This window comes from Kitasatospora sp. NPDC059747 (genome assembly GCF_042732955.1).
GTDB lineage: Bacteria > Actinomycetota > Actinomycetes > Streptomycetales > Streptomycetaceae > Kitasatospora.
In genome coordinates, this window is record NZ_JBHWGV010000044.1 from 56,886 (window position 1) to 70,030 (window position 13,145).

At 74.1% G+C, this 13,145-nt stretch carries 13 protein-coding genes and 1 pseudogene; 11 read left to right on the top strand and 3 right to left on the bottom strand.

The window, feature by feature from the left end; all coding sequences use genetic code 11:
• Window positions 1-106: 106 nt before the first annotated feature.
• Window positions 107-946, top strand: a pseudogene (locus ACFV4G_RS20570) (AMP-binding protein); the annotation flags it as partial.
• Window positions 947-1,038: 92 nt separating this feature from the next.
• Here ACFV4G_RS20570 and ACFV4G_RS20575 read toward each other — a convergent pair.
• Entirely contained in the window at window positions 1,039-1,851 is an 813-nt protein-coding gene (locus tag ACFV4G_RS20575; RefSeq protein ID WP_380442318.1) for a hypothetical protein, read from the bottom strand.
• 1 nt (window position 1,852) lies between these two features.
• Window positions 1,853-2,593, bottom strand: coding sequence for a hypothetical protein (locus ACFV4G_RS20580; protein ID WP_380442320.1), 741 nt, complete (start codon window positions 2,591-2,593; stop codon window positions 1,853-1,855).
• Window positions 2,594-2,729: 136 nt separating this feature from the next.
• On the opposite strand from ACFV4G_RS20580, the gene ACFV4G_RS20585 reads away from it, so the two are divergent.
• The 9 genes from ACFV4G_RS20585 to ACFV4G_RS20625 all read left to right on the top strand — a co-directional run bounded on the left by ACFV4G_RS20585 (window position 2,730) and on the right by ACFV4G_RS20625 (window position 10,918).
• The gene (locus tag ACFV4G_RS20585; RefSeq protein ID WP_359972186.1) at window positions 2,730-3,407 is read left to right on the top strand and encodes a response regulator transcription factor; all 678 of its coding nucleotides are present in this window, start codon (window positions 2,730-2,732) and stop codon (window positions 3,405-3,407) included.
• Between the two features lies 1 nt (window position 3,408).
• On the top strand, window positions 3,409-4,803 hold the full coding sequence (locus ACFV4G_RS20590; protein ID WP_380442322.1) for a sensor histidine kinase: 1,395 nt from the start codon (window positions 3,409-3,411) through the stop codon (window positions 4,801-4,803).
• Window positions 4,804-5,030: 227 nt separating this feature from the next.
• The gene (locus ACFV4G_RS20595; protein WP_380442324.1) at window positions 5,031-6,155 is read left to right on the top strand and encodes a sugar ABC transporter substrate-binding protein; all 1,125 of its coding nucleotides are present in this window, start codon (window positions 5,031-5,033) and stop codon (window positions 6,153-6,155) included.
• A gap of 69 nt (window positions 6,156-6,224) precedes the next feature.
• Window positions 6,225-7,004 carry an ATP-binding cassette domain-containing protein gene (locus tag ACFV4G_RS20600; protein WP_380442326.1) on the top strand — a complete coding sequence of 260 codons (780 nt, stop codon included), beginning with the start codon at window positions 6,225-6,227 and terminating at the stop codon, window positions 7,002-7,004.
• Window positions 7,005-7,075: 71 nt separating this feature from the next.
• The gene (locus ACFV4G_RS20605; protein WP_380442341.1) at window positions 7,076-8,344 is read left to right on the top strand and encodes a sugar ABC transporter permease; all 1,269 of its coding nucleotides are present in this window, start codon (window positions 7,076-7,078) and stop codon (window positions 8,342-8,344) included.
• Between the two features lie 30 nt (window positions 8,345-8,374).
• Entirely contained in the window at window positions 8,375-9,049 is a 675-nt protein-coding gene (locus ACFV4G_RS20610; protein ID WP_380442328.1) for a class I SAM-dependent methyltransferase, read from the top strand.
• Between the two features lie 69 nt (window positions 9,050-9,118).
• Window positions 9,119-9,556, top strand: coding sequence for a GNAT family N-acetyltransferase (locus ACFV4G_RS20615; RefSeq protein WP_380442330.1), 438 nt, complete (start codon window positions 9,119-9,121; stop codon window positions 9,554-9,556).
• A gap of 34 nt (window positions 9,557-9,590) precedes the next feature.
• Entirely contained in the window at window positions 9,591-10,316 is a 726-nt protein-coding gene (locus ACFV4G_RS20620; RefSeq protein WP_380442332.1) for an SMI1/KNR4 family protein, read from the top strand.
• Window positions 10,313-10,918, top strand: a complete 606-nt coding sequence (locus ACFV4G_RS20625) for a ferredoxin (protein WP_380442334.1) — start codon at window positions 10,313-10,315, stop codon at window positions 10,916-10,918. Before ACFV4G_RS20620 ends, ACFV4G_RS20625 begins: the two co-directional genes overlap by 4 nt.
• A 7-nt stretch (window positions 10,919-10,925) precedes the next feature.
• Here the strand turns inward: ACFV4G_RS20625 and ACFV4G_RS20630 are convergent, their stop codons facing one another.
• A complete protein-coding gene (locus ACFV4G_RS20630) occupies window positions 10,926-12,374 on the bottom strand; it encodes an aminopeptidase P family protein (RefSeq protein ID WP_380442337.1) in 1,449 nt (482 codons plus the stop codon).
• A gap of 87 nt (window positions 12,375-12,461) precedes the next feature.
• On the opposite strand from ACFV4G_RS20630, the gene ACFV4G_RS20635 reads away from it, so the two are divergent.
• Window positions 12,462-13,058 carry a helix-turn-helix domain-containing protein gene (locus tag ACFV4G_RS20635; RefSeq protein ID WP_380442339.1) on the top strand — a complete coding sequence of 199 codons (597 nt, stop codon included), beginning with the start codon at window positions 12,462-12,464 and terminating at the stop codon, window positions 13,056-13,058.
• Window positions 13,059-13,145 lie beyond the last annotated feature (87 nt).

The following is a 13,145-nucleotide window of genomic DNA, read 5'->3' on the forward strand; positions in this document are numbered from 1 at the left end:
CCCGCCCGCGCCGGCCGGCGGGCCGGGGGGCGGCCCCCACACATCTCTACACTTCGCGCGCGGCCGGGTGTTCGCCCGGGGGGGCGGGCCCCCCCCCCCCCCCCCCCCGCGGGCGGGCTGCACGGTGATCCCGGCGTCCGGCGGCATGACGGCGCGGCAGGTGCAGATCATCCAGGACTTCCGGCCCGAGATCATCATGGTCACCCCGTCCTACATGCTCACGCTGCTGGACGAGTTCGAGAAGCAGGGGATCGACCCGCGCGGCACGTCGCTGCGGATCGGGATCTTCGGGGCGGAGCCGTGGACAAAGGAGATGCGGCGCGAGATCGAGGAGCGGCTCGACCTGCACGCCGTCGACCTCTACGGACTGTCCGAGGTGATCGGGCCCGGCATCGCGCAGGAGTGCGTGGAGACCAAGGACGGCCTGCACGTCTGGGAGGACCACTTCTACCCGGAGATCGTCGACCCGCTCACTGACGAGGTGCTGGCGGAGGGGGAGGGCGGCGAGCTGGTGTTCACCTCGCTCACCAAGGAGGCGCTGCCCGTCATCCGCTACCGCACCCGCGACCTGAGCCGGCTGTTGCCGGGCACCGCACGGCCGGCGTTCCGGCGGATGGAGAAGGTCACCGGGCGCAGCGACGACATGATCATCCTGCGTGGGGTGAACGTCTTCCCGACCCAGATCGAGGAGATCCTGCTGCGCACCCCGGGCGTCGCGCCGCACTTCCAGCTGCGGCTGGGCCGGCAGGGGCGGCTGGACGTGATGGCGGTGCGCGTCGAGGCGCGGCCGGACGCGCCCGCCGAGGTGCGGACGGCGGCGGAGGCGGCGATCGTCCGGGCGGTGAAGGACGGGGTGGGCGTGACGGTCACGGCCGAGGTGGTCGAGCCGTACACGCTGGAGCGCTCGGTCGGGAAGATCAAGCGGGTGATCGACGAGCGCGGGTGAGACCCGCGGCCACCGGGCAGGACGCGGCGGAGGCGGACGGCAGTCCGGGGGGTGTGCCGTACGCCTCCGCGGCGTCTACAGCAATGTAGACGTCAGGTGGCGGAGCGTCCAGCCCGCGCCCGGCGCGTCCTGGCCCGCGCCGCGCGGGCGGACAGGGCGAGGGCCAGCGCCATCGCGACGGCCAGCGCCACGCTCACCTGGCCGGTGCCCAGGTTCAGGCCGCCCCGCTCGTGGCTCACGCCCGCCCAGTCCGCGAACGAGGCGCCGAGCGGGCGGGTGAGCACGTACGCCCACCAGAAGCCCGCCACCGGGCCCACCCAGCGGGCCTTCGAGGCCAGCGCGGGGACGGCGATCAGCACGGCGAAGCCGATGCCGGCGACCAGGTAGCCGAGCTTCAGCGTCGCCGCCGTCAGGTCGCCCACGGCGGTGCCCAGGGCGAAGGTCAGCAGCACGGCCGCCCAGTAGAAGAGCTCCCGGCGCAGCCCGGTGACCCGGTCGATCGCCAGCGAGCCCTCCACCCGGTGCCACAGCACGAACAGCGCCGCCAGCGCCACCGCCAGCGAGCCCGCCGACAGCGCGTACGGCACGCCGAGCGCGACGTGCGCCACGTCGGCGACCATCGTGCCGAAGACGCTCACCATGACCACCACGGCCCAGTACACGCCGGGCACGCAGCGGCGCAGCCGCAGCTGGACCACGATGGCCACCGCGAACAGCAGGCCGGCGCCGCCCACCGCGGGGACCGGCCCCGCGGTGCGGGCGAGGAAGTCGGACAGCACCTCGCCCAGGCCGGTGGTGAGGATCTTCACCAGCCAGAACCAGCCGTCGACCGGCGGGACCTTGTTCGCCCCGGCGGCCCGGCCGGTCCGTTCGTCCGGCCGGGTCAGCGTCGAGTGCTGGGCCACGTCAGCGTCCCGGGGCGGCGACGACGGTGTTGCCGGTCAGCTCGCCGCTCGCGCCGTCCACCGTCACCCGGTGCCGGACGCCGTCCTGGCCGATGACGACGACGGACCACGCGGCGGTGCCGCCCTGCGCGGTGACGCGCTGCAGCGACTCGGCCCGGCCGCCGGGGACGGCGCCCTGCGCCTTCTCCAGCGCGGCGGAGGCGGCGACCGACGGGAGCGGGGCGGGGGCGCCACCGGCGCGGCCGTCCTGGCCCTCGGCGCTCTGGCCGTTGCCGTCCCGGCCCTCGCCGTCCCGGCCGTTCCGGTCGTCGGAGCCCTGCTCGCCGCCGTGGTGGCGGTGGCCCTGGGCGCCGTGCTCGCCGTGGCCGCCCTTGCGGGCCTCGCCGCCGTGCTCGCCCTGGCCGGCCTGGTCGCCGGAGCCGTCCTCGGACCAGCTCATCGCCCGCTCCTGGTCCCGGCCGTGCCCGTCGTGCACGACGGTCAGCGCCACTCCGCCCGCGGCGCCGACCAGCGCGACCGCGGCCACCCCGGCGGCTATCCGGCGCTCCTGCCCGGCCGCCCAGGCGCGCACCCGCGCCACCCGGCGCCGCCGGGCCGGCAGCGGCGGAACCTCTTCGGCGCCGGTGTGCGGCCCCGGCTCGGGACCGAACTTCGAGCCCTCGGGGCCGAGCTCGGGGCCGGAGTCCGGGCCGGAGTCCGGGCCCTGCGGGAACGGGGTGCTGGACGACGGGGAGTCGGTCATCGGGCGCTCTCCTTGCGTGGCGTGCTCCGCGCGCCCGGAACCGCCCGGGCCGCGCGGGGCGATCATGGCGGACCGTTCCTGAACCTGCGCTTAAGCCCGCCGAAGATCGCCACGGACCACCTGGCACCCTGAACGGATGCACATTCTCGTCGTCGAGGACGAACACCGGATGGCCACCGCGCTGCGCCGCGGCCTGGAGGCGGACGGCCACACCGTCGACACCGCCCACAACGGGCCCGAAGGCCTCGCCCTCGCCGACCGCCACCCCTACGACGTGATCCTGCTCGACATCATGCTGCCCGGCCTCAACGGCTACCGGGTCTGCGCCCGCCTCCGCGCGAACGGCTGCCGCGCCGGGATCCTCATGCTCACCGCCAAGGACGGCGAGTGGGACGAGGCCGAGGCCCTCGACACCGGCGCCGACGACTACCTGTCCAAGCCGTTCTCCTTCGTCGTGCTGCTCGCCCGCCTGCGCGCCCTGCACCGGCGCATCGACCAGCAGCGGCCCCGCCTGCACACCCTCGGCGACCTCGTCGTCGACGCCAACGCCCGCACCTGCACCCGGGCCGGCACCCCCACCCACCTCACCGCGCGCGAGTTCGCCATCCTGGAGCACCTCGCCGCCCGCGCCGGGACGGTCGTCTCCAAGCGCGAGATCCTCGACCACGTCTGGGACGCCGACCACGACGCCGACCCCAGCGTCGTCGAGGTCCACATCCACGCGCTGCGCCGCAAGATCGACGCCCCCTTCGGCCGCGCCGCCCTGCAGACCATGCGCGGCGCCGGCTACCGCCTCGACCCGGCCGGCGGCTGAAGTGCCCTACCGCAAGCCGCAGTTCGTCCCGCGCTCCGCCCGTCGCCTCGTTCCGCGCACCGTCCGCGCCCGGGCCACCGCCGCGGCCGGCACGGTCCTCGGCGCGGCCCTCGCCCTCGCCAGCGCCGGGCTGCTCGCCGTCCTGCACGCCGACCTCGTCGCCTCCGCCGCCTCGGCCACCCGCCAGCAGGCCGAGACCGTCGCCCAGCTCGCCGCGCAGGGCCGGCTCACCCCCGTCCTGCACACCGGCCACGGCACCGACTTCCTCCAGGTCGTCGACGCCCGCGGCACCGTCCTCGCCGCCAGCCCCAACCTGGCCGGACGCCCCGCGATCACCCCCGCCGGACGCACCGGCTCGCACACCACCGACGACGTCGACCCGCTCCTGGACCACCACCGCCAGCGCGTCACCGCCGTCACCGGCGACACCCCCGCCGGGCCCGTCACCGTCTACGCGGGCGCCTCGCTGCGCGCCGCCGACGAGGCCCTCGACATCACCCAGGCCGGGCTCGCCGTCGCCGGCCCGCTGCTGCTGCTCACCGGCGTCGTCGTCACCTGGAAGGTCACCGGGAACGCGCTGCGCCCGGTCGAGGCGATCCGCGCCGAGGTCGACGCCATCACCGGGCAGGACCTGCACCGCCGGGTGCCCGAGCCCGGCACCGCCGACGAGATCGCCCGCCTGGCCGCCACCATGAACGCGATGCTCGACCGGCTGGAGGCCTCCGGACGGCGCCAGCGCCAGTTCATCGCCGACGCCTCGCACGAGCTGCGCAGCCCGCTCGCCGTGCTGCGCACCCAGCTGGAGGTCGCCGACACCCACCCCGACCCGGCGGTGCGGGCCGAGCTGGTGCACGGCGCGCTCCAGGACACCGACCGGCTGCAGAGCCTCGCCACCGACCTGCTGCTCCTCGCCCGCCTCGACGCGGGCGGCGCCGACGACCGGCCCCGCCAGCGCGTCGACCTCACCGCGCTGGTCGCCGACACCGTGCTCGGCCGCCCGCCCGGCCCGCACCGGCGCACCACCGACCTCGCCCCGGGCATCGCCGTGGACGGCATCCCGCTGTGGCTCGGACGGCTGCTCACCAACCTGCTCGACAACGCCGAGCGGCACGCGGGCGGCGTCGTCCACGTGCGGCTGGGTGCGGACCGCGCCCGCGGGGTGGCCGTCCTGGACGTCGAGGACGACGGCCCGGGCATCCCGGCCGCCGACCGAGAGCGGGTCTTCGAGCGCTTCACCCGCCTCGACGACGCCCGCAGCCGCGACGAGGGCGGCAGCGGCCTCGGCCTGCCGATCGCCCGCGACATCGCCCGTCACCACGGCGGCACGCTGGCCGTCGCCCCGAGCGCCGCGGGCACCCGCCTGACCGCCGAGCTGCCGCTGACCGGGGAACAGTAGGGCGTGTCCTTCGGCGGGCCGGGGTCCGCGACGCTCCCTCAGCCCGGCGGCCGGCAGGCGCCCCCGTCCTCCGCCTTGCGATGCACGCACGCTGACGCCGCAGCCCTCCGGCCTGACCCGAAAGCCACACCCCGGGCACCCGTTCGGCGCACCTGCGGTCGTGGGCACGGCCCGGGCTTCCCAGACTCGGAGGACAGGGGGTGGACTCAAACCGGAGAGGCAACCCCATGAGCATCAGGCTTCGCCGCGTCCTCGCGGTGACCGCAGTGGTATCCCTCGGCCTCGGCGCCGCGTCCTGCGGCAGCGCCAAGCAGTCGTCGTCCGGCGGCGGTTCCTCCGGCGGTGCCAGTGCGAGCGGCACCGCCGCGGTCGGAGCGGTGCGGATCGGCCTGCTTCTGCCGGAGACCAAGACCACCCGCTACGAGCAGTTCGACCGCCCGCTGATCGAGGCGAAGATCAAGCAGCTGGCGCCGCAGGCGCAGATCGACTACTACAACGCCAACCAGGACGCGACGCTCCAGCAGACCCAGGTGGACACCGCCCTCACCAAGGGCGACAAGGTGCTGATCCTGGACGCGGTCGACTCCAAGTCGATCCAGTCCTCCGTGCAGAAGGCCCACGACGCCGGCGTCAAGGTGCTCGCGTACGACCGCCTCGCCCAGGGGCCCGCCGACGCGTACGTGTCGTTCGACAACCGCAAGGTCGGCGAGCTGCAGGGCCAGGCGCTCGTCGCGGCCGTGGGCGACAAGGCGGGCTCGGGCGAGATCTTCATGATCAACGGCTCGCCCACCGACCCCAACGCCGCCGACTTCAAGGCCGGCGCGCACAGCGCGATCGACGGCAAGCTGAAGATCGGCAAGGAGTACGACACCCCGCAGTGGGACGCGAACGTGGCCAACCAGGAGGCCGCCGCCGCGATCACCGCGATCGGCGCCAAGAACGTGGTCGGCGCCTACTCGGCCAACGACAGCATGGCCGCCGGTGTCGGGACCGCGCTGAAGGCGGCCGACCTCAGCGTCCCGCTCACCGGGCAGGACGCCCAGCTCGACGGCATCCAGCGGATCGTGGCGGGCACCCAGACCATGACGATCTACAAGCCGCTCAAGCCCGAGACCGACGCGGCCGGCCAGATCGCGGTCGCCCTCGCCGCGGGCACGGCCCTGGACTCCACGCTCGTCCCGACCACGGTGACCAACGGCAGCGGCAACAAGGTACCCGCCGACCTGCTCACGCCGATCGTCGTCACCAAGGACAAGATCAAGGACACGGTGGTCGCCGACGGCTTCTACACCGTCGCTCAGATCTGCACGTCGGACTACGCCGCCGCCTGCAAGTCCGTCGGCCTCCAGTAGTCCGCCACCCGAGCACACGAATACGCCCCGCCCCCTCACCTCGGGGGCGGGGCAAGAGAGTTGGTCACTGTGGCAGGTGAGACCGTACTGGCCCTGCGCGGGGTCTCCAAGCGGTTCGGCGCCGTCCAGGCGCTCACCGACATCGAACTGGAGGTGCACGCCGGCGAGGTGCTCGCGCTGGTCGGCGACAACGGCGCCGGCAAGTCCACCCTGGTCAAGTCGATCTCCGGGGTCCACCAGCCGGACGAGGGCGCGATCGAGTGGCAGGGCAGGCCGGTGAGCATCCACCGCCCGCAGGACGCCCAGCAACTGGGCATCGCCACGGTCTACCAGGACCTCGCGCTGTGCGACAACCTCGACGTGGTCGGCAACCTCTTCCTCGGCCGCGAGATCCGGCGCTTCGGCATCCTCGACGAGGTCGCGATGGAGAAGCGCTCGCGCGTGCTGCTCGACACCCTTTCCATCCGCATCCCGAGCGTGCGGATCCCGGTCGCCTCCCTCTCCGGAGGCCAGCGCCAGGTCGTCGCGATCGCCCGCGCGCTGATCGGCTCCCCCAAGGTCGTCATGCTCGACGAACCGACCGCCGCCCTCGGCGTCGAACAGACCGCCCAGGTCCTCGACCTCGTCGAGCGGCTGCGCGAGCAGGGCCACGGCGTGATCCTCATCAGCCACAACATGGCGGACGTGATGGCGGTGGCGGACACCGTCGCGGTGCTGCGCCTGGGCCGCAACAACGGCGTCTTCGACAAGCGCTACACCAACCAGGAAGAGATCATCTCGGCCATCACCGGCGCCACGGACAACGCCGTGACCCGCCGGCGGGCCCGCGGCGAGGAGGGTTCCCAGTGAGCGAGAACATTCCCGGGAGCCCGCAGGGCGGCGAGCCCGAACGCCGCCACGCCCCGCTGCCCGAGGACAGCATGCCCACGGGCGGCGTCAACGCGCCCGTCCCGGTGGCCTCCGAGGCGATCCCGGCGGTGGACCCGCGGCTGATCGTGCGCCAGGAGGGCATCAAGGGCTACCTCGGCGAGTTCCGCCGCCGGATGAGCAGCGGTGAACTCGGCTCGCTGCCCGTGGTGCTGGCGCTGATCGTGATCTGGGCGGTGTTCGGCAGCCTCAACAGCAGCTTCCTGTCCGCCCAGAACCTGTCCAACCTCTCCCAGCAGATCGTCGGCACCGGCATGATCGCCATCGGCGTCGTGTTCGTGCTGCTGCTCGGCGAGATCGACCTGTCGGTCGGCTCGGTCAGCGGTCTGTGCGCGGCGATCTTCGCGGTCCTGAACGTCAACCACGGCGTCAACCAGTGGGTCGCGCTGATCACCGCGATCGCCGGCGGCGCGGCGGTCGGCGCGATCCAGGGCATCTTCTTCGCCAAGGTCGGCGTCCCGGCCTTCGTCGTCACCCTCGCCGGTAACCTCGGCTGGAACGGCCTGATGCTCCAGGTGCTCGGCGCCACCGGCACCGTCAACCTGTCCGGCAAGGACATCGTTTCCAGGCTCTACACCACCATCTACGGCCAGCAGGTCGTCGCCTACGGCGCCGCGCTGGCCGGCGTGGTGCTCTTCCTGGGCGCCTCACTGGTCGACTCCCGCCGGCGCTCGGCCGCGGGCGTACCGTCCCGCCCGGTCACCGACATCGTGCTGCGCACCATCCTGCTGGCGATCGTCGCCTTCCTCGCCGCCTACACGCTCAACCAGTACAAGGGACTGCCGCTCGCGCTGCTGATCTTCCTGATTTTCATCGTCGTGCTGGACTTCGTGCTGCGCCGCACCTCCTACGGCCGCCAGGTGTTCGCGCTCGGCGGCAACATCGAGGGCGCCCGGCGGGCCGGCATCAACGTGACCTGGATCCGGATCAGCGTCTTCACCGTCTGCTCCACCATGGCGGCCGTCGGCGGCCTCTTCCTGGCCGCGCAGATCCAGTCGGCCAGCCAGACCTCCGGCGGCGGCAACCTGCTGATGAACGCGATCGCGGCGGCCGTCATCGGCGGCACCAGCCTCTTCGGCGGCCGCGGCAAGACCTGGTCGGCGCTGCTGGGCGCGCTGGTGATCGCCTCGATCCAGTCCGGGATGAACATCGAGGGCCTCAGCAACGCGATCCAGTTCATGATCACCGGTGCGGTGCTGCTCGCCGCCGTCGTGGTCGACTCGCTCGCGCGGCGCACCCAGAAGGCCGCCGGGCGGGCATGACGGGTCCCTCGTGGGCCCTATGCTGCGGACATGCCGAGTGAGCTGCGCCTCCACCAAGCAAACACCGACCTCGCGTTCATCCTCCGCGAGACCGAGCTGACGCCCGTCCCGTTCGTCCCCGAGATCCGCCTGCACATGGCGGACGACGCGATCGCGCTCTGGGAGACCACCGAGGAGGCGCGCGGCAAGGCCGGGCTGCCGCCGCCGTTCTGGGCGTTCGCGTGGGCGGGCGGCGTCGCCGTCACCCGGTACGTGCTCGACCACCCCGAGCTCGTCGCCGGACGCGGCGTGCTCGACGTCGCCGCCGGGTCGGGCGTGGTGGGCGTCGCCGCCGCGCTGAGCGGGGCCGCGTCGGTGCGGGCCGCCGAGATCGACGCCTACGCGGTCGCCGCGATCGGGCTCAACGCCGAGGCCAACGGCGTCCGGGTGGAGGGCGCCCTGGTGGACCTGGTCGACGGCGACGGCGCCCCGGCGGACGTCGTCCTCGCCGGGGACGTCTTCTACGAACGGGCCATGGCCGCCCGGTTCCTCCCCTTCCTCGAACGGGCCGCCGCGCGCGGCGCCACCGTCATCGTCGGCGACCCGGGCCGCGCCTACCTGCCCCGCGAGCGGTTCACCGCGCTGGCCGCGTACGAGGTGCCGGTCGTCGCCGACCTGGAGGACACGTCGATCAAGACGACGACGGTGTGGCGGCTCGACCGGTAGCGGGCACGGGCACGCTCACCTGGCGAAATTCCCCGTGGCGGGGCGATCGGTCCTGCTAGACACGGGCGCATGACCGACGACATCGCCCTGCGCACCGCCACCCCCGCCGAGATACCCGCGCTGCTCGCGCTCTGGGCCGCCGCCGCCAAGGGCACCAGCATCTCGGACGACGAGGCCGGCGTGGCCGCCCTGCTCGCGCGCGACCCGCACTGCCTCGTCGTCGCCACCCCGGCCGACGACCCGGGCACCCTGCTCGGCACCGTCATCGCCGGCTGGGACGGCTGGCGCGCACACCTGTACCGCCTCGCCGTCGACCCCGCCCACCGCCGCCGGGGCATCGGCGCCGCCCTGCTGACCGCCGCCGAGGAGCGCCTGGCCGCGCTCGGCGCCCGCCGGATCGACGCGATGGTCCTGGACGAGAACGAGCTCGGCCACCGCACCTGGAAGGCCGCCGGCTACACCCCCGAACCGCAGTGGAGCCGCTGGGTCAAGCCCCTGGCCGGCTGACGTCGCCGTTCGGCGGCTCGGTTAGGGTGCGCTCATGGACGACACGGCCCGCTGGGACTGGGACGGGATCCGCGAGCGCACCCTCGCGCTGCGCGCGCGGCGCGGCCGGGCGCCGCTGGCGGCCCCGCTGAGCGAGGAACAGGTGGCGGAGGCCGAGCGGCAGTTCGGCATCACGTTCCCGGCGGACTACCGCGCGTTCCTGACGACCGTCAGCGCCGGGACGGACTGGCCGCGGCAGCTGTGCCAGGGCGAGACCGGGTGGTACTGGGCGGGGGACCGGCAGACCAGGCCCGCCCTCCTGGCCGAGCCCTTCCCGGACCACGACACCGCGCTGGCGGCCTCCGACGACTTCTGGGACAACCCGCTGCGCGAGGAGGACTTCGAGGATCCGGCCGCGTTCCGGGCCGCACTCGCGGCGTGGAACGACGAGGCCGAGGCGATCGAGGACGCCCGCACCGCCGGGGCCGTCTGCCTGACCGAGAACGGCTGCGGCTTCGCGACCTGGCTCGTCGTCACCGGCCCGGACCGCGGCACCATGTGGTTCGACGGCCGCGCCACCTGCGACCGGCTCAACCCGCTGCTCACGGACGAGGGCCGGCCGGCGACCTTCGGCGAGTGGTACCTCGACTACCTGGAGCACGAGGAGCCGTACGCCACGGACGAGGAACGCAGCGCCGCCCACAGCCATTGGCATCGGGGCGAGGACACCCCGATCTGGTTCCGCTGGTTCGACGACTGGCGGGAGCAGGTGAGCCGATGACCTGGCGGGCGTTCGAGCGGGAGCTCGCGGAGGCCAAGCGGCGCTTCGACACGGACCTGCTGCGCTTCCCGGTGGACGGGCCCTGGGACGAGGTCGCCTACTGGGATCCGGTGCCCGCCGTGCGGGTGTTCGGCGGACTCGGGGACGGCCGCTGGGAGGACCGCAGCCGGCTGGCCGTGCCCGGACCGGTCTACGCGGGCGAGACGGACACCGGGCTGAACGGGCCGTACTACCTGCCCGCAGCCGTCCTCTCCGGCGAGGACGGCTGCGAGTTCGTCCACCGGCAGCCCGTGAACCTGCGCGAGGTGGCCGCCCTGGCGGAGGTCGCCGCCTGCGAGCCGCAGGGCGGCTACGCGAGCGACGGCGACCACCACTGGACGCCGGAGTCCGTCCGCGCCTGGTGGCGCGAGCGCGGCGCCGTTCGGGAGTGGATCGCCGCCGAACTCGCGCTGGGGGACGCCGGGCAGAACGAGGAGGCGGCGTTGCGCGCGTACGCCGAACACCTGGACGGCGGCGGGCTGGAGGCGTACCTGCGCGGGTACGTGTACTGGCTGGCCGAGGGGCGGGAGCCGCTCCTCGGCCGGCCGTTGCCGGTGCTCTGAGGGCGGGTCAGGCGCGCAGGGCGGCGAGCCACGCCTCGACGGCGGCGGCCTCGCGGGGGAGGCCGGCGGAGAGGTTCTCGTTGCCGTCCTCGGTGACGAGGATGTCGTCCTCGATGCGCACGCCGATGCCGCGGTACTCGGCGGGGACGGTCAGGTCGTCCTCCTGGAAGTAGATGCCGGGCTCGACGGTGAGCACCATGCCCGGCTTCAGCGGGCCGTCGACGTGGTCCTCGGTGCGGGAGTGGGCGCAGTCGTGGACGTCGATGCCGAGCATGTGGCCGGTGCCGGCCAGGGTGAAGCGGCGGTGCAGGCCGAGCTCGTAGACCTTGTCGGCGGTGAGGTCGCCGAACAGGCCCCAGGAGGTGAGGTGTTCGGCGAGCACCCGCTGGGCGGCGTGGTGGAAGTCGCGGAACACGCCGCCGGGCCGCACCGCGGCGATGCCGGCCTCCTGCGCCGCGTACACGGCGTCGTAGACCTTGCGCTGGAGCGCGTCGAAGCGGCCGTTGACGGGGAGGGTGCGGGTGATGTCGGCGGTGTAGAGCTCGTTGGTCTCCACGCCCGCGTCGAGGAGCAGGAGTTGGCCCGGCTTCGCGCGGCCGTCGTTGCGCACCCAGTGCATGGTGGTGGCGTGCGGGCCGGCGGCGGCGATCGTGCCGTAGCCGACGTCGTTGCCCTCGACCCGGGCGCGGACGAAGAAGGTGCCCTCGATCAGGCGCTCGGCGGTCTCGGTGTCGCTGCCGAGCACCCGGACGACGTCCTCGAAGCCGCGGGCGGTGGCCGCGCACGCGAAGCGCAGCTCGGCGATCTCGAACTCGTCCTTCACCAGGCGCAGTCCGGACAGGAAGACCCGGAACTCCTCGTCGCGCTCGGCGGTGGCACCATGGCGCAGCGCCTCCTCCACCCCGGCGTCGTGGCCGCGCAGGACGCGGACCGGGCCGGTGACGGCGCGCAGGTCGGCCCGGACGTCGCGGACGTCGCGGCAGGGCAGCCCCAGCAGGCGCTCGTTCTCGCCGAGGCTGTTGCGGCGGCCGTCCCACAGCTCGCCGTGGTTGTCGAGCCAGAACTCGCCGTTGCCGCGGTCGGAGCGGTCGCGGACGTAGAGCGTGGCGTCGCCGGCGGGGGAGAGGACGAGCACGCCGTCCTGGGACTGGTCGCCGGTGAGGTAGACGTAGTCGGAGGACGGGCGGAACGGGTAGTCCGTGTCGTTGGCGCGGACCTTGGGGTTGCCGGCCGGGACGACCAGCGTCTCGCCGGGGAAGGCGGCGGCCAGTTCGGCGCGGCGGCGGGCGGTGTGCGCGGCCTGCGCGATCGGCGCGAGGTCGCCGCGCTCGGAGTCGGCCCAGCCGTGGCGCATGTTCTCGGCGAGTTCGTCGGTGACGCCGCGGGTCAGGCCGTTCTTGCGGTACTTGATGGTGTCGGCCGGCCGGGACTCGGTGGGCTGGGCGGGCTCGGTCATGTGCCGTCTCCAGGGCTGGGGAGGGATGCGGGTGCGGGCGCGTCCCGTACGGTATACCGAACGAAGTGCGGAGAGAAGGGGATTCGAGTGGCCGACTCCGAGGGATCCGTCCGGGGCGTGCTCGCCGCCAACCTGAAGCGCGTGCGGGCCGCGCGAGGCCTGTCCCTGTCCGAACTGTCGCGGCGGGCCGGGATCGGCAAGGCGACGCTCTCCCAGCTGGAGTCCGGCACCGGCAACCCGACCCTGGAGACGGTGTTCGGCCTGGCCCGGGTGCTGGGCGTGCCGATCTCCGACCTCGTCGACGGCGCGCCGGGCGGCGGCGTCACGGTGGTCCGCGCGGCCGACGTGGAGCCGCTCAGCGGGGCCGGCGTCGATCTGCGGCCGCTGCGCCGGATCGAGGCCGGGGACTCGGTGTTCGAGGTGTACGACCAGCGGGTCAGACCGGGCGGCACGCAGGACTCGGCCGGGCACGCCGGCAGCGAGCACACCGTCGTCCAGACCGGACGGCTCGGGGTGCGGGTCGACGGGTGCGAGGTCGAGCTGGGGCCGGGGGACTACGTCGGCTTCGACGCCTCGCTGCCGCACGCGTACACCGCGCTGGACGGGGAGGCGGTGCGCTCGGTGCTGCTCCTGCACTTCCGGGCGGACCAGCGGCTGCACGTGGCGGAGGCGCTGGAGCACTGATCCGAGCCGCGCGGGGGGGGTAGCGGCCCAGCCGCCCCGGCCGGGGGCCCGGAGCCCCGCCGGCCGGGGGGGGGATAACCAAACACG

Bases quoted from the DNA above. Each gene is read 5' to 3' on its own strand.
- ACFV4G_RS20585 (WP_359972186.1), top strand. From the start codon at position 2,730: ATGCACATTCTCGTCGTCGAGGACGAACACCGGATGGCCACCGCGCTG.
- ACFV4G_RS20630 (WP_380442337.1), bottom strand. From the start codon at position 12,374: ATGACCGAGCCCGCCCAGCCCACCGAGTCCCGGCCGGCCGACACCATC.
- ACFV4G_RS20615 (WP_380442330.1), top strand. From the start codon at position 9,119: ATGACCGACGACATCGCCCTGCGCACCGCCACCCCCGCCGAGATACCC.
- ACFV4G_RS20580 (WP_380442320.1), bottom strand. From the start codon at position 2,593: ATGACCGACTCCCCGTCGTCCAGCACCCCGTTCCCGCAGGGCCCGGAC.
- ACFV4G_RS20610 (WP_380442328.1), top strand. From the start codon at position 8,375: ATGCCGAGTGAGCTGCGCCTCCACCAAGCAAACACCGACCTCGCGTTC.
- ACFV4G_RS20625 (WP_380442334.1), top strand. From the start codon at position 10,313: ATGACCTGGCGGGCGTTCGAGCGGGAGCTCGCGGAGGCCAAGCGGCGC.
- ACFV4G_RS20620 (WP_380442332.1), top strand. From the start codon at position 9,591: ATGGACGACACGGCCCGCTGGGACTGGGACGGGATCCGCGAGCGCACC.
- ACFV4G_RS20605 (WP_380442341.1), top strand. From the start codon at position 7,076: ATGCCCACGGGCGGCGTCAACGCGCCCGTCCCGGTGGCCTCCGAGGCG.
- ACFV4G_RS20595 (WP_380442324.1), top strand. From the start codon at position 5,031: ATGAGCATCAGGCTTCGCCGCGTCCTCGCGGTGACCGCAGTGGTATCC.